Consider the following 18,478-nt stretch of genomic DNA (forward strand, 5'->3'; position numbering starts at 1 on the left):
CGGAAATCACATTCGTTTTCGGGCCGGTGCAGGGGATGTCGCGACAGGCGGCGCCTGAAGGAAAACAGGACAGGAAATGAGCATTATCGACAATCGCGACATGCTGGGCGTGAAGGGCTCCGAACTTTCGGAAGCCGGCGCGCGCGATTATTTCGAGTTGCTGAAGCCGCGCGTCATGTCGCTCGTCGTCTTCACGGCCTTTGCGGGCCTGGTGCTGGCGCCGGGCGAAATAAACCCGGTGCTCGGCATCATCGCCATTCTCTGCATCGCCGTCGGCGCCGGCGCGTCCGGCGCGCTCAACATGTGGTACGATGCCGATATCGACGCCGTGATGAGCCGCACCGCAAAGCGGCCGATCCCGTCGGGCCGTATCGCGCCGCGCGAGGCCTTGGCCTTCGGTTTGACGCTGTCGGCCTTTTCGGTGGTCATTCTCGGTCTTGCGGTCAACTGGTTCTCGGCCGGACTGCTTGCCTTCACCATCTTCTTTTACGCCGTCGTCTATACGATGTGGCTGAAGCGCTCGACGCCGCAGAACATCGTCATCGGCGGTGCCGCTGGCGCTTTCCCGCCCATGCTCGGCTGGGCCTGCGTCACCGGCGGCGTTTCGCTTGACAGCATCATCCTGTTCCTCATCATCTTCCTGTGGACACCGGCGCATTTCTGGGCGCTGGCGCTCTTCAAGATGCGTGATTACGGTGCCGTCGGCATTCCGATGATGCCGAATGTGGCGGGCGAACGCTCTACCAAGAACCAGATGATCGTTTATGCGGTGCTGACCGCGGCTGCGGCTGTTGCGCCTTATTTCACGGGTCTGGCGAGCGCCGGTTACGGCATTTTCGCAGCCGTGCTGAGCGCAATCTTCGTCTACTGTTCGTTCGATGTCCGGCGCATGCCTGAGGGCGACGAGAAAATGCTGCCGGCCAAGAAGATGTTCGCCTATTCGGTGCTTTATCTCTTCGCCATCTTCTCCGGCCTTCTGGCCGATCATTTCGCGCCGGCCCTCAATGCCGTCATGTCGGGAGTCCTGTGATGGAAACGGTGGAACTGAGCGCGGCTCAGAAAAAATCGAGACGCGGGCGCAACATTGCGCTCGGCGTTTTGCTCGCCGGCCTGGTGGTGCTGTTCTACGTCATCACCATCATCAAGATCGGCTCGCACTGACGGGCTGATTGAGGGGAGAGGAGGAGGAGATGGCAAATATGGAAACGCAGGCGGCAGCGACCGGCAGGCAGAAGGTGAGCAATCGCTCCATTCTCGTGCTCTGTCTGGTGTTTTTCTGCGCCATGATCGGCATGGCCTATGCCGCCGTACCGCTCTACACCCTGTTCTGCCGGGTCACCGGTTATAACGGCACGACCCAGCGCGTCGAGCAATATTCCGACGTCATTCTCGACAAGACCATCAACGTCACCTTTGACGCGAATACGTCGAACGGCCTCAACTGGGATTTCCAGCCGGTCGACAGGAAGGTCACGCCGAAGATCGGCGAAACGGTGCAGGTCACCTTCAAGGCGACGAACCGTTCACCCGTGGCGACCACGGGCACGGCGGTCTTCAACGTCACGCCGATGGAGGCAGGGGCCTATTTCAACAAGGTGGAGTGTTTCTGCTTCACCGAAACGACGCTGCAGCCGGGTGAAACGCTGGAAATGCCGGTGGTATTTTTTGTCGATCCTGACATCGCCACGGCGCGTGAGACCAAGAGCATTCATACTTTAACGCTGTCCTATACGTTTTATCCGGCCAAAACCGAAAAACCGGTTGCGTCCTTGCCGGTAAAAACTGAATCTGGCGAAAGCAAATTGTGAGAGGAGATCCGGCCTTTTGTTTAAGGCCGGATCAGGGAAGAGATACCAGGGGATTGTCGCAATGGCAGATACGCATCAGAAGAACCACGATTACCACATCATCGATCCAAGCCCCTGGCCGCTTCTGGCCTCGATCGGCGCCTTCATCCTGACATTTGGCGGCGTCTGCTACATGCGTTACCTGTCGGGCGGCTCCTTCAAGCTGTTCGGTGCGGAACTCGCCAATCCCTGGCTTTTCTATATCGGTCTCGTTATCGTGCTCTACACCATGTATGCGTGGTGGGCGGATACGATCAAGGAAGCCAATGAGGGCAGCCACACCCGCGTCGTTTCGCTGCACCTGCGTTACGGCATGATCATGTTCATCGCCTCAGAAGTGATGTTCTTCGTCGCGTGGTTCTGGGCCTATTTCGATGCCAGCCTCTTCCCGCACGAGGCCATTCAGGCGTCCCGCCTCGAATATACCGGCGGGCAATGGCCGCCAAAGGGCATCGAGGTCATCGATCCCTGGCATCTGCCGCTCTACAACACCGTCATCCTGCTTCTGTCGGGCACCTGCGTCACCTGGGCCCACCATTCCCTGCTGAACAATGACCGCAAGGGCCTGATCACCGGTCTGGTGCTCACCGTTGCGCTCGGCATCCTGTTCTCCACCGTGCAGGTTTACGAATACATGCATGCGCCGTTCGACTTCAAGAATTCGATCTATGGCGCGACCTTCTTCATGGCCACCGGTTTCCACGGTTTCCACGTCTTCGTCGGCACGGTCTTCCTGCTTGTCTGCCTGTTCCGCGCCATTGCCGGCGGTTTCACGCCCAAGCAGCATTTCGGTTTCGAAGCGGCCGCCTGGTACTGGCATTTCGTTGACGTCGTCTGGCTGTTCCTGTTCTTCGCCATCTATATCTGGGGTGGCTGGGGCGCGCCGGTGCACGGCTGATCGCACCGATAATGGAGGGGCGGCAATCGCCGCCCTGATGTCCAGGGCGAGTTTCCCGCACGCCCGGCGCCATTCTCGGGTTCGACCCGAGAATTCAGATCGGTGGTGTGCAAATCCTCGGGTCACGCCCGGGGATGACGGAGGAGGGAGCCTCCGTCGACACTTCACGGGCAGCGGTTGCTGCCCTCGTGCCTGAGCCCCTCTCCAGAGGGGTGGTTTGCAGGCGGAAGCGGGAGGTCATATGTCAGAACCCGGAAACGGCAATTTCGCGCCGGTAGATCCCATCAAGGTCGGGCTCAAAGGCTGCTGCCCGCGTTGCGGCAACGGCAGGCTGTTCGATGGTTTTCTGACCATAAAGCCCACCTGCAGCGCCTGCGGGCTGGATTACGGTTTTGCCGATGCGGGCGATGGCCCGGCCGTCTTTGTCATGCTGATCGTCGGTTTTCTGGTCGTCGGGCTGGCGCTCTGGGTCGATCAGCGTTTTGCGCCGCCCGTCTGGGTGCATGTCATGCTGTGGTTGCCGTTTACGGTAATTGTCTCCCTGGTGCTGCTGCGCAAACTGAAGGGGATCATGATTGCGCTGCAATACAAGAACAATGCAAGCGAAGGCAGGCTTGATCGTGAATGACGTTTCCCACATGAAGGCCGCGGAAAGGCGCGTCTGGTTCGCCGCGCCGCTGGTGCTGCTGGCGCTTGCCATCCTTCTCGGGCTTGGCACCTGGCAGGTGAAGCGGCTCTACTGGAAAGAGGCGTTGATGGCCGATATCGAGGAGCGGCGGAGTGCAAATCCGGTGACGCTTGCCGATATCGAGGCGATCGCAAAAAGCGGCGGCGATATCGAATATCGCAGGGTCAGCCTTTCCGGCACCTTCGATCATGCCCATGAGCGGCATTTCTTCGCCACCCATCAGGGCCGGACCGGTTATTACATCTATACGCCGCTGACGCTTGCGGACGGCCGCATTCTCTTCGTCAATCGCGGCTTCGTGCCTTTCGAGATGAAAGAGCCCGCCAAACGGCCCGACGGGCAGGTAACCGGCGAAGTGACAATAACGGGGCTGGCGCGCGCGCCGCTCGTGGCAAAGCCATCATCGCTGCTGCCTGACAATGATATCGCCAAGAATATCTTCTACTGGAAAGATCTGGCGGCCATGGCTTCCAGCGCCGAAATTCCGTCCGAGCGGTTGGTCAATCTCTTCGTGGATGCCGATGCCACGCCCAATCCGGGTGGCTGGCCTGAAGGCGGCGTGACGCTGATAGATTTGCCCAACAATCACCTGCAATATGCGATAACGTGGTATGGCTTGGCGGCGGCCCTTGTCATCGTCGCCGGTTTTGCCTATTTCCGGAACGGCAAGGCGCAGGGTGAATAAAGCGCGCCTCGTCCGGTAGGGCAGTTTATCGGGCAAGACCACGGTGCTGGCCAAGGAGCTGGCCAAGGAGCTGGAATGAACATCGCCGTTTCCAAACCCCCTTTGACGATAAGGCTGTGCGGACCGCGCGGCTTTTGCGCGGGCGTGGATCGGGCGATCCAGATCGTCGTGCTGGCGCTGAAAGCCTATGGCGCGCCGGTCTATGTCCGTCACGAAATCGTGCATAACCGCTATGTGGTGGAGGGGCTGGAAGCCAAGGGTGCGGTCTTCGTCGAGGAGCTGCACGAAATCCCCACCGAGCATCGCGAGCAGCCGGTGGTTTTCTCCGCCCATGGCGTGCCGAAATCAGTGCCTGAGGACGCACAGGCTCGTAACCTGTTTTATCTCGATGCCACTTGCCCTCTGGTCTCCAAGGTCCACAAGCAGGCCATGCGCCACCAGCGGCTTGGCCGCCATGTGGTGCTGATCGGCCATGCCGGCCATCCCGAGGTCATCGGCACCATGGGCCAGCTTCCCGAAGGTACGGTCTCGCTGATCGAGACGGTGGAGGATGCCGGCCGTTATGAACCGCTGGACCGTGAAAATCTCGGCTTCGTCACTCAGACGACATTGTCGGTTGATGACACGGCAGGCGTTATCGCCAGGCTGCAGGAACGTTTCCCGGCCATTCAGGCGCCCGCCGCCGACAGCATCTGTTACGCAACCACCAATCGTCAGGATGCGGTGAAGCAGGCAGCCCCCGGCTGCGACCTCTTCATTGTCGTCGGTGCGCCCAATTCCTCCAATTCCAAGCGGCTGGTGGAAGTGGCGCTGCGCGCCGGCGCCAAGCGCTCCGTGCTGGTGCAGCGGGCCTCGGAAATCGACTGGGATGAAATCGGCGATATCAGCACCGTCGGCCTCTCGGCCGGTGCTTCCGCACCTGAGGTTATCGTTGACGAGATCATCGAGGCCTTCAAGGCGCGCTTCGACACCACGCTCGATCTTGCCGTAACGGTTGAGGAAACGGAACATTTCCTTGTCAATCGCGAGCTGCGCAGCATCGAGCTGACGACGGATGATATGGCCTTCGTCAACGGCAATGCCAGCAATGCGCTGCCGCCGAAAACCGCCGCCGGCATTTAAAGCTGGATGATGCTGACTGTGGGCGGTTTCCGTCTCACAGGCGTCATCCATCGAGATTTCCACTCTATCCTTCATCAAGAGATTTGAAATTGGCAGTTTATACTGATATCACCGAAGATGATCTGAGGAATTTCCTCACGCAGTACGACGTCGGCAGCCTCACCTCTTACAAGGGCATTGCCGAGGGCGTCGAAAACTCCAATTTCCTGCTGCACACCACCAAGGACCCGCTGATCCTGACGCTTTATGAAAAGCGCGTGGAGAAAAACGATCTGCCCTTCTTCCTCGGCCTCATGCAGCATCTGGCAGCCAAGGGCCTGTCCTGCCCCTTGCCGCTGCCGCGCAAGGATGGCGAGTTGCTGGGAGAACTGTCTGGCCGGCCGGCGGCGCTGATTTCCTTTCTTGAAGGCATGTGGCTGAGAAAGCCGGAGGCGAAACATTGCCGGGAAGTCGGCAAGGCACTCGCCGCCATGCATCTGGCCGGTGAAGGCTTCGAGATCAAGCGGCCGAATGCGCTCTCCGTCGAAGGCTGGAAGGTGCTTTGGGACAAGTCCGAAGCGCGCGCCGACGAGGTGGAGAAGGGCCTGAAAGACGAGATTCGCCCTGAGATCGATTATCTCGCCGCCCATTGGCCGAAAGATCTGCCGGCCGGCGTCATCCATGCCGATCTGTTTCAGGACAATGTGTTTTTCCTCGGCGACGAACTTTCCGGCCTGATCGACTTTTATTTCGCCTGCAACGACCTGCTCGCTTATGACGTCTCGATCTGCCTCAATGCCTGGTGCTTCGAAAAGGACGGCGCCTATAACGTCACCAAGGGCAAGGCGCTGCTGGAAGGCTACCAGTCGGTGCGTCCGCTGAGCGAAGCGGAGCTGGAAGCGCTGCCGCTTCTGGCGCGCGGTTCGGCGCTGCGTTTCTTCCTGACGCGCCTTTACGACTGGCTGACGACGCCCGAGGGTGCACTGGTGGTGAAGAAGGATCCGCTGGAATATCTGCGCAAGCTGCGGTTCCACCGCTCCATCGCCAATGTCGCCGAATATGGGTTGGCTGGCGAATGAAACATGTCGATATTTTCACCGATGGCGCCTGCTCCGGCAATCCCGGTCCGGGCGGATGGGGTGCCGTGCTGCGCTATGGCGAGGTGGAGAAGGAACTCTGCGGCGGCGAGGCTGAGACCACCAATAACCGCATGGAATTGATGGCGGCGATTTCGGCGCTCAATGCGCTGAAAAGCCCCTGCGAGGTCGATCTTTATACCGACAGCGCCTATGTCAAGGACGGCATCACCAAGTGGATTTTCGGCTGGAAAAAGAAGGGCTGGAAGACGGCCGATAACAAGCCAGTGAAGAATGTCGAGCTGTGGCAGGCGCTGGAAGCGGCGCAGGAACGCCACAAGGTCACCCTGCACTGGGTCAAGGGCCATGCCGGCCATCCTGAAAACGAGCGCGCCGACGAACTGGCGCGAAAGGGCATGGAGCCCTTCAAATGGCGGTAATGGAAGCCTGCTCTATCTTGGGTCGGCGAAAATAGAACCGACTTGATCTCGGACCCCATTATCCGGGGTTGTGAAAACCGAAACCCGACCTATCTTGTCGTCAAGGGGGTGCTCCAGTGGCGCCCAACGGAGGAGAGAAATCCGGATGATCCTGCATTGTGTATTTTTACGCTTCAAGGCCGCAACGGCGTCTTCTGAAAAACAGGCAATATTCGAGGCGATCGCTGCCCTGAAAGATGTCATCCCCGGCATCATTGATGTGAAATACGGCCAGAATGTTTCGCCTGAGGGGCTGAATGGCGGTTTTGTCGACGGTTTCATCGTGACGCTGGAAAGCCCCGAAGCCCGCGACGACTATCTCGCCCATCCGCAGCACATGGAAGTGGGGGAGCGTCTCGTGTCGCTCACCGATGGCGGTCTCGCCGGGCTTCTGGTGTTCGATATGAATGTTTGAGAGGGCGGCCGAGCCGCCCTTTATTCTTCAATGCGAATGCCTGTCGTGAGATCGTATCACTAAGTGTGCCGTCACCCCGGACTTGATCCGGGGTCCAGTGCGATCAAGTCCTTGATCGCGAAAGACTCTTCTCACGGCGCAGACGCGCCGTGGCTGGATGCCGGATCAAGTCCGGCATGACGGAAAGTTGGAGCCTTTACATTTACAAGGAGAGACCAAGCTCGCCCTCAAAGCTGCTCGATCATCGCCGCAGCGGCAGAGACCGTTGCCTGACCGGGGTTCTCTTCAACGTTGAGCGACTTCACCACGCCGTCTTCCACCAGCATCGAATAACGCTTGGAGCGCACGCCAAGGCCGCCGCCGGACAGATCGGCATCGAGGCCGAGCGCCTTGGTGAAGGACGCATCCCAGTCGGCGAGGAAATGAATCTTGCCCTGACCGCCTGACGATTGCGCCCATGCGCCCATGACGTGCCAGTCATTGACGGCGACGACGGCGATATCGTCCACGCCCTTGGAAAGAATGGCGTCACGGTTTTCGAGATAACCCGGCAGGTGGTTCAGCGAGCAGGTGGGGGTGAAAGCGCCGGGAACGGCAAAGAGAACCACCTTCTTGCCGCCGAAAAGCGCGTCCGTGGTGGTTTCCACCGGGCCGTCGGCCGTCTTTTCCTTGAAGGTTGCGGAAGGCAGTTTTTCGCCGATCTTGATGGTCATGTCCGTGCTCCTGTAGCCGTTCGGTTCGCGCGACTATAGAGCACGGAAATGAAAGCTGTCATGCGGTTTTCGAGATAAATTCCGCCGCAAAACGCCGCTCACGGCTTCGGGAAATTCAGCATGGTCTCCATGGCCCGGTCGCCTGACTTGACCAGAATGGGCCAGCTGTTGCCCTGCACCTGATAGGTTTTCGGCAGGCCCTTGATGTTCATGTAGAAGGAGAGCTTGCGCTTGTCGCGCACCAGGTTCTGCGGCTCGTAATAGGCAAAACCGGAGGGACCCGCGATGAATATTTCGGTCTCCTTGGGTGCGTTTTCCGGAAGCTGCAGCTGCACGCCGAGCATGGTCTTGTCGGGCGTGATGTGGAAATCGATCACCTTGAAATCGTCGGACGCCGCCTCGGGCAACGTTTCGCGCGCCTCTTCGAGAAGGCGGCGTTCCTCGCTGTCATCATCACCCGCATTGCCGCGGTCTATGGAGAACTTCGCCTCGAAGGGAATGCAGATATTCTGGCACACGCCGATGAAGGCGGTGAGGTCTATCTTCCCGCTCGCTGCCGGGTCGGCGGCTTTCAGCTGAAAGGGAAGGCTGACGGCGTGGTCATAGCCGATATCGGTGATGTCGCCGTTTTCGATCAGCTTCGGAACCGGATAGGCCATGGTGGTAAGCGCCACGCCGCTTGCCGGATCGGGCGTTATCTGCGGCGGTATGCCTGCTTCGCCCGGTTCGCGCCAATAGGTGATCCAGCCGTCCTTCGGCTCGATCTGCAACACGCCGCGCACCACGCCGTCCGCATCCATGGCAAGGCTTGCCACGCGCATCAGGCCGCCCTCGCTTCTGGCCCAGTCGGTAATTTCGGCCTGGGCGGCTTGCATGCCGCCGAGGAGGGCGGCAAATGCGGCCGCGAGACGAAGATGTGAAAATCGAAAGAATATCCTGACGCTCATGCTTCCCGTCTAACCCAACATCGCCCGACGGACCAGTTACGAATTCGTGCGGTTCATCATTTTCGGTTGATTGATCGGGCGCGATGCCGCATCCTGTCCTCTGTCGAAGTGCGAACGCCGTTTTCCGTTGAGCGACGGAATTCGGTCTGCTGGAGGCGCCGGTGAGCTTTTCAACCCTGATGGACAAACGCGAACGTGGCTTTCTCGATGGCCAGTTCCTCATCGCGATGCCGGGGCTGGACGACGGCAATTTTGCCCGTTCGGTGATCTATATCTGCGCCCACTCGGATGCCGGGGCCATGGGCTTCATCATCAACCGGCCGCAGCAGATCACGTTTACGGATATTCTGCTGCATCTGAAGCTGGTGGATAGCAACGACGCCATCATGCTGCCCAACCGTACCCGCGAATTTCCGATCCAGTGCGGCGGCCCGGTGGAATCCGGCCGCGGTTTCGTGCTGCATTCGGATGACTATTTAAGCGAATCCAGCATTCCGGTCAGCGATGACATTTCGCTCACCGCAACGCTTGATATCGTCCGCGCCATTTCCAACGGCCGCGGCCCGCAAAGGGCGACCATGATGCTCGGTTATGCCGGCTGGGGTCCGGGCCAGCTGGAAAACGAGATCGCCAATAATGGCTGGCTGAATTGCCCCGCTGCGGAAGAGCTGATCTTCGACCGTGGACTGGACAATAAATACGAGCGGGCGCTGGCCCTGATGGGCGTCGATGCGCGCATGCTCTCCACGGATGCCGGGCACGCCTGAGCCCCAGCAGAATTCCTGCCCCTTTCGGCTGGAACCAAATCCTGACCCCTGACGTTACCCACCCGGAAAGCCGGACAGACAGTACGGCTAAACTAGGGAGCAGTAATATGGGTAGCACATCTGACAAGATCGCCGGTAAAGCCAACGAAGTTGCTGGCAAGGTGAAGAAGAACGTCGGCGAAGCGACGGGCAATAATGAATTGCGCGCCAAGGGTGCGGCCCAGGAAACCAAGGGCAAGGTTCAGAGCTCCGTCGGCAAGGCGAAGGATGCCGTCAAGGGCGCTGTAGACCGCATGTAATCCTGCATGAAACATTGCGCCTCTCCCACGATACGGCGCATGGAGCGCATGTGTTATCGCACATGCGCTCTTGTCATGTGAGGGCCATGACGACCCGGCCGTTACGCCTCCGCCTTCACATTTTATCTCTGCTTTTCTTTCACCCGTCCCATCGCAAGGGTTTCGTCCATGAAGCTTTTTTCCTGCGCATCCTGCGGCCAGCCTGTCCATTTCGACAATCGCTTCTGCGTCTCCTGCGGCCATCGCCTGGCTTTCGTGCCGGAACGGCTTTCCATGGAAGCGCTGGCGCCTGCGGGTGAACCGAACTGGCAGATCGTGGCCGAGCCGGAAAAGCAGGTGCGGTTTTGCGCCAATGAGGTGAATGATATCTGCAACTGGTCTGTGCCGGCGGAAAGCGCCAATGCCTTTTGCCCGGCCTGCAGCCACAATCGCCTGGTGCCTGATATGGCGACAGAGCAGGGGATTGAACAATGGCACCGCATCAGCCAAGCGCAGCGGCATCTGTTTTATTCGATCCTGCGGCTTGGCCTGCCGCATCCCAATCGTGACGCTGACCCCGCCGGCGGTCTTGTCTTCGACTTTCTGGTGGATGAGGTGGCCCCTGACGGTTCCGTCATCCCCGCGATGACAGGTCACGATGAGGGCCTGATCGCCATCCGCGCGGCCGAGGCCGACGATGCGACTCGCGAACAGGTGCGCGCCAATATGAATGAGCCATACCGCACCATGCTTGGCCATTTCCGCCACGAGGTCGGGCACTTCATCTGGAACAAGCTGGTGCGGGACGAAAACCGGCTGGAGGCCTGCCGCGCCGTCTTCGGTGACGAGCGCGAGGATTATGGCACCGCCCTGCAACGCAATTACGATGGCGGGCCGCGCCCCGACTGGCAGGAGAATTTCATCAGCTCCTATGCCTCGGTCCACCCCTGGGAGGATTTCGCCGAATGTTTCGCCCATTATCTGCATATCGTCGATACACTGGAGACGGCCCGTGCCTTCGGTGTGGCGATCGATCCTGACGGCCATGAGGAAATGGCGGCGGAGGTGACGTTCGATCCCTACAAGGCCCGCAGCGCCGCACAGCTGGTGAAAGCCTGGATCCCGCTCAGCGTCGCCATCAATTCCATCCAGCGTAGCATGGGGGAGGCGGACCTTTATCCCTTCGTGCTGACGCCGCCGGTGGTGGCGAAGATGGAGTTCATTCACGACCTCCTGCATGGGAAGGTAGCGGCGGATGCGCAGCCGGTGATGATGGTTCAGTAAATATTCGGCGTGCAGGTTGAAAATCCGAGACGTTCCGGGGAGCATTAACCCTCTCCGTCATCATCCTCGGGACAAGCCCGAGGATGACGCCGCACTAGAGGGGAGGCATCACTGCACTCCGTCTCTTTACGAGGCCCGCTTCGTTGGCTGGAACCGCTCCCGCAGAAGCTTCAGCGCCGCATCGCCGGAGACCGGCGTGCCGAACAGGAAGCTCTGGCCGAAATGGCAGTTCATGCGGGCCAGTTCGGCCGCATCTTCAGGCGTTTCGATGCCTTCCGCCACCACCTGCATGTCGAGTGCGCGCGCCATGGCGATGACGGAGCGCAGCAGAACGTTGCGCTTGTCGCTGGTATTGGCCACCAGCGCCTTGTCGAGCTTGATCGTGTCGAAGGGGAAGCGGGTGAGGTAGGCGAGTGACGAATAGCCGGTGCCGAAATCATCCATGGCGAGGCTGAGGCCGGTTTCCTTGAGCTTGGAAAGCACCAGCCGCGCCTGTTCCGGGTTTTCCATGACAACCGATTCCGTCAGCTCCAGCTTCAGCTGCTGCGGATTGCAGCGCGTGCGGGTCAGCATGCCGCGCACATCGTTGTACAATTCGTTGTTCAGCAATTGCGCGCTGGAAATATTGACGGAGATGAAGATCGGCATCTTTTCGATGGCGTGCTGCCAGTCCATCAGATCGGTCGCAGCCCGTTCCAGGGCGAACATGCCGAGAGGCTCGATCAGGCCGGAGGCCTCCGCAATCGGAATGAATTCGCTCGGAGGGATATTGCCGCGCTTGGGGTGCTCCCAGCGCATCAGCGCCTCAAAACCGGCCAGTTCGCCATCGTCAAGCTTGACGATCGGCTGGTAGGCCAGCGACAACTCCTTGCGCTCGATGGCGCGGCGAAGATCGCTTTCCATCTGCAGGCGGTCGGTGCCCGAGGTGCGGAAGGCAGGGCGGAACGGCTCGACGCGGTTGCCGCCGGCCCGCTTGGCGCGATACATGGCGAGTTCCGCATCGCTGAGCAGTCCGGCCGCACTTTCCTGCTGGTCGATCCATGAGACGAGGCCGATGGAGGCGGTGAGGATGATTTCGCGATTGGCGAAATTGATCGGCACCATGATCGCCTTGTTCACCGCATCGGCGAAATCTGCCACACGCTGCGGATCGCGCTCGGAGGTGAGGATAAGGCCGAATTCATCACCACCGAGACGCGCCAGGGTATCCTGGGGTTTCAGCAGGCGGCGCAGACGCCGTGTCAGCGCGATGAGGATATTATCACCCGCGGCAATGCCGAGCGTATCGTTGACCAGCTTGTAACGGTCGATATCGATCGCCATCACGGTCGGGCGCACGCCCTCGCTGTCGGGCGACAGGTTGAGGATCGATTGCAGGCGGTCGAGAAATACCTGCCGGTTCGGAAGCCCGGTCAGATTGTCGTTCATCGCATCCTGCAGCAACCGTTCCACCGAATTCTTTTGCTCGGTAATATCGGTGATGGTGCCGACGCAGCGGATGATTTCGCCGTTGGAGCCGAGAACCGGACGGGCGCGGATTTGCAGCCAGTGGAAATGCCCGTCTTCGGCGCGAATGCGGAATTCGTGGTTGAGGCGGCCCTTGCGATGGTCGAGCAGCACGTCGAGCGTCGCCTTGAACCGGTCGCGATCGTCAGGATGCAGGCGCGGCAGCCAGTTGCGCGCAGCGCCGTGCATGGCGCCGGGTTCCAGCCCCAGCCGGTTGGAAATATCGGGCGTGGTGACGATGCGGTCGCGCGTTACATCCCAATCCCAGACCGTATCACCGCTGCCCGTCAGCGCCAGCGATTGACGCTCGAGGTCGGAGAACAGGCCCTGCTGATAGGCGCTGCCGGCAAAGGCGTGCTGGATGACGGTAAAGCCGATCAGAAGCACGATCAGCACCAGCCCGCCGCCGAGTGCGGGCTGCACGATGTCGTTGTCCAGCTGCCCCGTCACCGTCAGCCAGCTGCCGAACAGCCAGACGAGGATGAGCGCCCAGGAGGGAACGAGCAGGATCGCCCGGTCGTAACGGTTGAAACCGAGATAGATGATGAGCGCGATGCCGGCCGTTGCGGTGAGCGCGAAGGACACGCGCGCGATGCCTGATGCGACCGACGGATCATAGATCGCCACGCCGAACAGCAGCGCCAGACCCACCACCCAGGCAAAGGTCGCATAACCCAGATGCGCATGCCAGCGATTGAGATTGAGATAGGTGAAGAGGAAGACCACGAAGCTGGAGGCGAGCGCCACTTCCGCGCCCGCCCTCCATATTCGCTGATCGCTTGAGGTGACGGTTATGAGCTTTTCAAGGAAGCCGAAATCGACGCAGATATAGGCAAGCACCGCCCAGGCAAGTGCGGCCGAGGCCGGCAGGACGGAGGTTCCCTTGACCACGAAGAGAATGGTCAAGAGCACGGCGAGCAGGCCGGCAATGCCGAGCACGATGCCGCGATAGAGCGTAAACGCGTTGATCGTGTCCTTGTAGGCCTCCGGCTCCCACAGATAAAGTTGCGGCAGCTGCGGCGTGGAAAGCTCGGCGACGAAGGTGATGACGGAGCCGGGGTTGAGCGTGATGCGGAAGACGTCGGCATCCGGGCTCGGCTGCCGGTCAAGCGCGAAGCCTTCACTCGGCGTAATCGCCATGATGCGCTGCGAGCCGAGATCGGGCCAGAACAGCTTGGAATTGACGAGGCGGAAATGCGGCGCGACGATCACGCGCTCCAGCTGCTCTTCGGAGACATTGGCGAGCGCAAAGACCGCCCAGTCGCCCTGATGATCGGTGGAACTGGCGCGCACCTCGATACGGCGGCGGATGCCGTCGGGGCCCGGCGCGGTCGAGACCTGAAAGGCTTCGCCCTGATTGGCGTAGATATCGGTGGTGGCCGTCAGGTCGAGCGCCGTGTCGTCACGGGAAATCTTTACCGGCTCAAAAGCAAAGGAATGGGAAGCAAAAAGCAGGAACAGCAGGAAAAACGGCGCAGCCAGCGCGATTGCCGCCAGACGTTTCGCAAGGCACGGCGCAGAGTGATTGTAGGTCATGTATCGTACTTCGTTCCGCCGGAGCTTTGCTTGTCGGCAAGAAGGGAAAACATCATATGATCCCGCCATTGGCCATTGATTTTCAGATATTCCCGCAAGAGACCTTCCCGCTGGAACCCGGCGTTTTCGAGAAGCCGGATGCTTTTGAAGTTTTCCGGAATACAGGCTGCCTCGATACGGTGCAACTGAAGTCCGTTAAAGATGTATGGTATTACCAATTTTAATGCGGCAGACATATGGCCTTGCGCGGCGTGGCGCTCGCCGATCCAGTATCCGATCATGCAGCTTTGCGCCGCACCCCGGCGGATGTATCCGATGGTGATACCGCCTACCAGGAGCGTCTCTTTTTCAAACAGCAGGAAGGAGACGGCGGTGCCGGAGGAAAACTCCTGGCCATTGCGCACCACGCGCATGCGGAAGGCGCCCTCCGTCAGTTCGTCCGGGCGCCAGGTCGGCTCCCAGGGCTGAAGAAACTGTCGGCTTTCCGAACGCAGCACATGCCATTGCTTGAAATCGCCGTAGCGCGGCAGTCTGAGAAGGTGATTGGCGCTGCGCAGTTCGGGCGTGTCGCTATGTCGGGAAAGAAAACGCAGCATTCACGATCCCTGTGCGGCAGACATCGCCATCCGCAAGCGGGATGGCGAAAAAGGTGAGCGGACTTCGCCTTTAAATCCCGCCCTCATATCGGTTTATCCGTTCGCCTTTATCCTTGCGGGCTGCTGCGCGGAAAGCGCGGCAGTGATGTCGGAAAGAGGCGGCAGATGTTCGAGCGGGCCAATCGCAGACAATGTCGGAACTGTATCGAAAAACAGCCGTCCTGCAAGATCGGTCAGGCGCGCGCGGGTGATGTCGCCCAGCCGCTCCATCATTTCCTCATTTGGGATGGGCCGGCCGTAAAGCATCATCTGCCGGGCGATCTGTCCGGCGCGGGCGGCCGGGCTTTCCTGGCCCATCAGCAATTGGGCGCGGATCTGCGCGCGAGCACGGTCGATTTCCTCCTGATGGATGACCTGCGAGGACTTGCGCAGCTCCTCGACAATGACGGGCACCAGTTCCGGCAGGTCGTTGCCGCCAGTGGCCGCATGCACGCCGAAGATGCCGGTATCGGAAAAACCCCAGTGAAAGGCATAGACCGAATAGCACAGGCCGCGATATTCGCGCACTTCCTGGAACAGGCGGGAAGACATGCCGCCGCCCAGGATATTGGCGAGGATCTGCGAGCAATAGAAGTCGCGGGCGTGATAGGCCTTGCCCTCGAAGCCGAGAAGCACCTGCGCGTCCATGAGGTCGCGGGTCTCGCGGATTTCGCCGCCGGTATAGATTGCCTTTTCCATAACCGGTGTTGCCACCGGCAGCTGCGGCAGTGAGGCGAAACGTTCTTCCACCTGCTTCACGAAGCTTTCGTGGTCGACAGCACCGGCCGCCACGACGAAAATGCGGTCCGTCGTGTAGTTGCGGGCGAGATAATGCCTGATCTGGCCTGTCGTGAAGGATTGAACGGTTTCCGGCGTGCCGAGGATCGGGCGGCCGATGGTCTGGTCGCGATAGGCGACACCGGAGAAATTGTCGAAGATCACGTCGTCGGGCGTATCTGTGGCTGCACCGATCTCCTGCAGGATGACGTTTTTCTCCCGCTCCAGCTCGTCTTCGTCGAACAGCGATTCCGTCAGGATGTCGGCAAGGATATCGACGGCGAGGGGGACGTGGTCTTTCAGGACGCGGGCGTAGTAGGAGGTTGTTTCCGTCGATGTCGCGGCGTTGACTTCACCGCCGACATTTTCGATCTCTTCGGCGATCTGGCGGGCGGTGCGGCGCGCCGTACCCTTGAAAGCCATATGTTCGAGAAGATGGGCGATGCCGTGTTCGGCAGTCGTCTCGTTGCGGGATCCGGATTTGATCCACACCCCAAGAGCAACGCTTTCGAGATGCGGCATTTTTTCCGTGACAACGGTCAACCCGGACGAAAGCCGGGTCACATTAACTCTCATACTCAACGTCTTTCCGCGTCTCTATTTGCCGGCGCGTGCATGGCTGCCGATGAAGGTTTCCACGGCTTTCAGCTCTGCATCCAGAATGTCGAAACGCTCCTCCCGGTTCATAATGTCAGCTAACCATACTGGAAGCGCAGGCTCGATTGCGCAAGCGGATTTTACAGCGGCCGGGAATTTAGCCGGGTGAGCGGTCGACAGGACAACCATCGGGCTTCCCGCTTTTTCGTGCTTTTCCGCCACGAAAACACCGGTCGCCGTATGCGGATCGATGAGGTAGCCGGTTTTCTCAAGCGTGTCGCGGATCGTCGCCGCCACCTGCTTTTCGGTGGCGCGGCCGGCGCGGAAATCCTTCTTGATGAATTTCAGGGCATGGGGCGGAATTTCAAATGCGCCGGACTGCTTCAGCCCGTCCATCGATGCCTTCACTGCGGCGGAATCACGGCCATAGGCTTCAAACAGCAGCCGCTCGAAATTCGAGGAAATCTGGATGTCCATCGAAGGCGAGGTGGTGGGCTTGACGCCGCGCATCTCGTAACGGCCGGTCTTCAGCGTGCGCGCCAGAATGTCGTTGTCATTGGTGGCGATGACAAGCTTGTCGATCGGCAGACCCATCTTCTTGGCGACGTAACCCGCGAAAATATCACCGAAATTGCCTGTTGGGACGGTGAAGGAAACCTTCCTGTCGGGACCGCCGAGCGAAAGCGATGCGGTGAAGTAATAAACCACCTGCGCCATGATGCGCGCCCAGTTGATGGAATTGACGCCGGAAAGCTTCACGCCGTCACGGAACTTCACGTCGTTGAACATTTCTTTGACCAGCGTCTGGCAATCGTCGAAATTGCCATTGATCGCCAGCGCATGCACGTTGGAGGCGGTGGAGGTCGTCATCTGGCGCTGCTGCACCGGGGAGACCTTGCCGTTCGGGAAAAGGATGAAAATGTCGGTGCGCTCACGCCCGGCAAAGGCGTCGATTGCCGCACCGCCCGTGTCGCCTGATGTGGCGCCGACAATGGTCGCGCGCTCGCCGCGTTCGGAAAGCGTATAATCCATCAGGCGGGCGAGAAGCTGCATCGCCACATCCTTGAAGGCGAGCGTGGTGCCGTGGAAAAGCTCCAGCACGAAGGTGTTCGGGCCGGTCTGCGTCAGCGGCACGACGGCCGGATGGCGGAAGGTCGCATAGGCGTCGTCGATCATCGCCCTGAACTTGTCGGCCGGAATTTCACCGCCGGTGAAACGATAGAGAACCTCGAAGGCGACATCCTGATAGGACTTGCCGCGCAGGTTGCGGATTTCCTTCTTCGACATGGAAGGCCATTTGCGCGGAACATAAAGCCCGCCGTCACGGCCAAGGCCCGCCAGAAGCGCGTCGCAAAAACCAAGCGAAGGGGCCGCACCCCTGGTCGATACATATTCCACGAGATAGTCCCTTATCCGTTACCGATTGATCGGCATCTTTTCCGCAGCGTCTTACCGGAATGAGGCGGTTGGGCAGCTAATGAAGGGCTTTTTTGAAAATTCAAGCAAAACCGAACATGCCAATCGATTTTTTCCGGCGTCGCTGCTATAGACCATCGCCAACCTGCGTGAAAGGTCAATAAACAGCGTCTCCGGTTCTGTTCCGGGACAATGGAGAGGGAATTAGAAGAGTGTCAGGGAATTTCTTGCGTTTGTCCGCCGCGATGTCGCTTCTCGCCGTTGTTGCAGGATGCAATTCCTCCAACCCGTCGGACTCGCTTGCCGTCAACCCGCCGGCCGCGCAGGCCAATGCGGTCACCCCGGTGGTGCAGGCCAACTGCCCGACGGTCACGGTTCTAGACGCCAACGCCGTGCACCGCGTCTATGCCGGCGGCGCCAAGGATGACCCGCAGAAACTCGCCTATCAGGTCTCGCTGTCAGACACGACGCGCTCCTGCACCGCCAATGAGTCGACGCTGACGGTGAACGTGCTGGCCCAGGGCCGCCTGGTTCCCGGCCCGATGGCCAAGCCCGGTCGCGTCACCGTGCCGATCCGCGTGACGGTGAAGGACGGCGACGGCGAGATTTTCGGCGAAACGACCAACTTCGCCATCGATCTGCCCGCAGGCGGGGCCGGCACCCAGTTCATCTTCAACAACGACCATGTCGCCATCCCCAACGGACCGGGCGGCGCGCCGCGGTCTGTCAGTGTTTATATCGGCTTTGCCGAGCAGGGCGCGAAGGCCAAGACCAAGCGCCGGTGATCTGACGGGCGAAATGTAAAAACCGGAGGCTGCTCTGCCGTCTCCGGT

At 59.9% G+C, this 18,478-nt stretch carries 20 protein-coding genes; 14 read left to right on the forward strand and 6 right to left on the reverse strand.

Going from position 1 to position 18,478, the window contains the following annotated elements:
- The first annotated feature begins 76 nt into the window (after positions 1 to 76).
- The 10 genes from cyoE to QRN60_RS03305 all read left to right on the forward strand — a co-directional run bounded on the left by cyoE (position 77) and on the right by QRN60_RS03305 (position 7,189).
- The gene (gene cyoE, locus QRN60_RS03260; protein WP_099085600.1) at positions 77 to 1,030 is read left to right on the forward strand and encodes a heme o synthase; all 954 of its coding nucleotides are present in this window, start codon (positions 77 to 79) and stop codon (positions 1,028 to 1,030) included.
- Complete coding sequence (locus QRN60_RS03265) at positions 1,030 to 1,161, forward strand: cytochrome c oxidase system small membrane protein (protein WP_003509137.1); 132 nt, start codon at positions 1,030 to 1,032, stop codon at positions 1,159 to 1,161. Before cyoE ends, QRN60_RS03265 begins: the two co-directional genes overlap by 1 nt.
- A 29-nt stretch (positions 1,162 to 1,190) precedes the next feature.
- Complete coding sequence (locus QRN60_RS03270; RefSeq protein WP_020010612.1) at positions 1,191 to 1,808, forward strand: cytochrome c oxidase assembly protein; 618 nt, start codon at positions 1,191 to 1,193, stop codon at positions 1,806 to 1,808.
- Positions 1,809 to 1,869: 61 nt separating this feature from the next.
- Entirely contained in the window at positions 1,870 to 2,745 is an 876-nt protein-coding gene (locus QRN60_RS03275; RefSeq protein WP_129564572.1) for a cytochrome c oxidase subunit 3, read from the forward strand.
- Between the two features lie 241 nt (positions 2,746 to 2,986).
- The gene (locus tag QRN60_RS03280) at positions 2,987 to 3,373 is read left to right on the forward strand and encodes a DUF983 domain-containing protein (protein WP_060726087.1); all 387 of its coding nucleotides are present in this window, start codon (positions 2,987 to 2,989) and stop codon (positions 3,371 to 3,373) included.
- Between the two features lie 10 nt (positions 3,374 to 3,383).
- A complete protein-coding gene (locus QRN60_RS03285; RefSeq protein WP_080866537.1) occupies positions 3,384 to 4,118 on the forward strand; it encodes an SURF1 family protein in 735 nt (244 codons plus the stop codon).
- Between the two features lie 75 nt (positions 4,119 to 4,193).
- Entirely contained in the window at positions 4,194 to 5,240 is a 1,047-nt protein-coding gene (ispH, locus tag QRN60_RS03290; RefSeq protein ID WP_003509126.1) for a 4-hydroxy-3-methylbut-2-enyl diphosphate reductase, read from the forward strand.
- A gap of 89 nt (positions 5,241 to 5,329) precedes the next feature.
- Positions 5,330 to 6,298 carry a homoserine kinase gene (locus QRN60_RS03295; RefSeq protein WP_060726395.1) on the forward strand — a complete coding sequence of 323 codons (969 nt, stop codon included), beginning with the start codon at positions 5,330 to 5,332 and terminating at the stop codon, positions 6,296 to 6,298.
- Positions 6,295 to 6,735 carry a ribonuclease HI gene (rnhA, locus tag QRN60_RS03300; protein WP_087743488.1) on the forward strand — a complete coding sequence of 147 codons (441 nt, stop codon included), beginning with the start codon at positions 6,295 to 6,297 and terminating at the stop codon, positions 6,733 to 6,735. Before QRN60_RS03295 ends, rnhA begins: the two co-directional genes overlap by 4 nt.
- Before the next feature lie 145 nt (positions 6,736 to 6,880).
- Positions 6,881 to 7,189, forward strand: coding sequence for a Dabb family protein (locus QRN60_RS03305; RefSeq protein WP_003494265.1), 309 nt, complete (start codon positions 6,881 to 6,883; stop codon positions 7,187 to 7,189).
- Between the two features lie 227 nt (positions 7,190 to 7,416).
- On the opposite strand, the gene QRN60_RS03310 is transcribed toward QRN60_RS03305, so the two are convergent.
- Positions 7,417 to 7,902 carry a peroxiredoxin gene (locus tag QRN60_RS03310; RefSeq protein WP_003509120.1) on the reverse strand — a complete coding sequence of 162 codons (486 nt, stop codon included), beginning with the start codon at positions 7,900 to 7,902 and terminating at the stop codon, positions 7,417 to 7,419.
- 98 nt (positions 7,903 to 8,000) lie between these two features.
- Positions 8,001 to 8,849, reverse strand: coding sequence for a protein-disulfide reductase DsbD domain-containing protein (locus tag QRN60_RS03315; protein WP_003509118.1), 849 nt, complete (start codon positions 8,847 to 8,849; stop codon positions 8,001 to 8,003).
- A 161-nt stretch (positions 8,850 to 9,010) separates the two neighbouring features.
- Here QRN60_RS03315 and QRN60_RS03320 point away from each other — a divergent pair, with 161 nt between their 5' ends.
- The 3 genes from QRN60_RS03320 (at position 9,011) to QRN60_RS03330 (ending at position 11,178) form a co-directional block, all read left to right on the forward strand.
- A complete protein-coding gene (locus QRN60_RS03320; RefSeq protein WP_003521117.1) occupies positions 9,011 to 9,616 on the forward strand; it encodes a YqgE/AlgH family protein in 606 nt (201 codons plus the stop codon).
- A 107-nt stretch (positions 9,617 to 9,723) separates the two neighbouring features.
- A complete protein-coding gene (locus QRN60_RS03325) occupies positions 9,724 to 9,915 on the forward strand; it encodes a CsbD family protein (RefSeq protein WP_129564571.1) in 192 nt (63 codons plus the stop codon).
- A 168-nt stretch (positions 9,916 to 10,083) separates the two neighbouring features.
- The gene (locus tag QRN60_RS03330) at positions 10,084 to 11,178 is read left to right on the forward strand and encodes a zinc-binding metallopeptidase family protein (RefSeq protein WP_129564570.1); all 1,095 of its coding nucleotides are present in this window, start codon (positions 10,084 to 10,086) and stop codon (positions 11,176 to 11,178) included.
- Positions 11,179 to 11,304: 126 nt separating this feature from the next.
- On the opposite strand, the gene QRN60_RS03335 is transcribed toward QRN60_RS03330, so the two are convergent.
- The 4 genes from QRN60_RS03335 to thrC form a co-directional block, all read right to left on the reverse strand.
- Positions 11,305 to 14,220 (reverse strand): EAL domain-containing protein, encoded by a 2,916-nt coding sequence (locus tag QRN60_RS03335; protein WP_020010620.1) that lies wholly within the window; start codon positions 14,218 to 14,220, stop codon positions 11,305 to 11,307.
- Complete coding sequence (locus QRN60_RS03340) at positions 14,217 to 14,816, reverse strand: GNAT family N-acetyltransferase (RefSeq protein ID WP_003509108.1); 600 nt, start codon at positions 14,814 to 14,816, stop codon at positions 14,217 to 14,219. Before QRN60_RS03340 ends, QRN60_RS03335 begins: the two co-directional genes overlap by 4 nt.
- Positions 14,817 to 14,909: 93 nt before the next feature.
- Positions 14,910 to 16,208 carry a M16 family metallopeptidase gene (locus QRN60_RS03345; protein ID WP_129564682.1) on the reverse strand — a complete coding sequence of 433 codons (1,299 nt, stop codon included), beginning with the start codon at positions 16,206 to 16,208 and terminating at the stop codon, positions 14,910 to 14,912.
- A 21-nt stretch (positions 16,209 to 16,229) separates the two neighbouring features.
- Entirely contained in the window at positions 16,230 to 17,627 is a 1,398-nt protein-coding gene (thrC, locus tag QRN60_RS03350; protein ID WP_111784582.1) for a threonine synthase, read from the reverse strand.
- A 263-nt stretch (positions 17,628 to 17,890) separates the two neighbouring features.
- Here thrC and QRN60_RS03355 point away from each other — a divergent pair, with 263 nt between their 5' ends.
- Complete coding sequence (locus QRN60_RS03355; RefSeq protein ID WP_003509103.1) at positions 17,891 to 18,430, forward strand: hypothetical protein; 540 nt, start codon at positions 17,891 to 17,893, stop codon at positions 18,428 to 18,430.
- The last annotated feature ends 48 nt before the right edge of the window (positions 18,431 to 18,478 follow it).

Source organism: Agrobacterium sp. CFBP2214, assembly GCF_030209895.1.
In the GTDB taxonomy this organism is placed as follows: Bacteria; Pseudomonadota; Alphaproteobacteria; order Rhizobiales; family Rhizobiaceae; genus Agrobacterium; species Agrobacterium radiobacter.

Excerpts from the sequence above, each read along its gene's own strand:
- QRN60_RS03265 (WP_003509137.1), top strand. The coding sequence starts at position 1,030 with ATGGAAACGGTGGAACTGAGCGCGGCTCAGAAAAAATCGAGACGCGGG.
- QRN60_RS03285 (WP_080866537.1), top strand. The coding sequence starts at position 3,384 with ATGAAGGCCGCGGAAAGGCGCGTCTGGTTCGCCGCGCCGCTGGTGCTG.
- QRN60_RS03345 (WP_129564682.1), bottom strand. The coding sequence starts at position 16,208 with ATGAGAGTTAATGTGACCCGGCTTTCGTCCGGGTTGACCGTTGTCACG.
- QRN60_RS03340 (WP_003509108.1), bottom strand. The coding sequence starts at position 14,816 with ATGCTGCGTTTTCTTTCCCGACATAGCGACACGCCCGAACTGCGCAGC.
- QRN60_RS03335 (WP_020010620.1), bottom strand. The coding sequence starts at position 14,220 with ATGACCTACAATCACTCTGCGCCGTGCCTTGCGAAACGTCTGGCGGCA.
- QRN60_RS03325 (WP_129564571.1), top strand. The coding sequence starts at position 9,724 with ATGGGTAGCACATCTGACAAGATCGCCGGTAAAGCCAACGAAGTTGCT.
- rnhA (WP_087743488.1), top strand. The coding sequence starts at position 6,295 with ATGAAACATGTCGATATTTTCACCGATGGCGCCTGCTCCGGCAATCCC.
- QRN60_RS03315 (WP_003509118.1), bottom strand. The coding sequence starts at position 8,849 with ATGAGCGTCAGGATATTCTTTCGATTTTCACATCTTCGTCTCGCGGCC.
- QRN60_RS03270 (WP_020010612.1), top strand. The coding sequence starts at position 1,191 with ATGGCAAATATGGAAACGCAGGCGGCAGCGACCGGCAGGCAGAAGGTG.
- QRN60_RS03310 (WP_003509120.1), bottom strand. The coding sequence starts at position 7,902 with ATGACCATCAAGATCGGCGAAAAACTGCCTTCCGCAACCTTCAAGGAA.
- QRN60_RS03330 (WP_129564570.1), top strand. The coding sequence starts at position 10,084 with ATGAAGCTTTTTTCCTGCGCATCCTGCGGCCAGCCTGTCCATTTCGAC.
- QRN60_RS03275 (WP_129564572.1), top strand. The coding sequence starts at position 1,870 with ATGGCAGATACGCATCAGAAGAACCACGATTACCACATCATCGATCCA.
- cyoE (WP_099085600.1), top strand. The coding sequence starts at position 77 with ATGAGCATTATCGACAATCGCGACATGCTGGGCGTGAAGGGCTCCGAA.
- QRN60_RS03305 (WP_003494265.1), top strand. The coding sequence starts at position 6,881 with ATGATCCTGCATTGTGTATTTTTACGCTTCAAGGCCGCAACGGCGTCT.
- ispH (WP_003509126.1), top strand. The coding sequence starts at position 4,194 with ATGAACATCGCCGTTTCCAAACCCCCTTTGACGATAAGGCTGTGCGGA.
- QRN60_RS03280 (WP_060726087.1), top strand. The coding sequence starts at position 2,987 with ATGTCAGAACCCGGAAACGGCAATTTCGCGCCGGTAGATCCCATCAAG.
- QRN60_RS03355 (WP_003509103.1), top strand. The coding sequence starts at position 17,891 with ATGTCGCTTCTCGCCGTTGTTGCAGGATGCAATTCCTCCAACCCGTCG.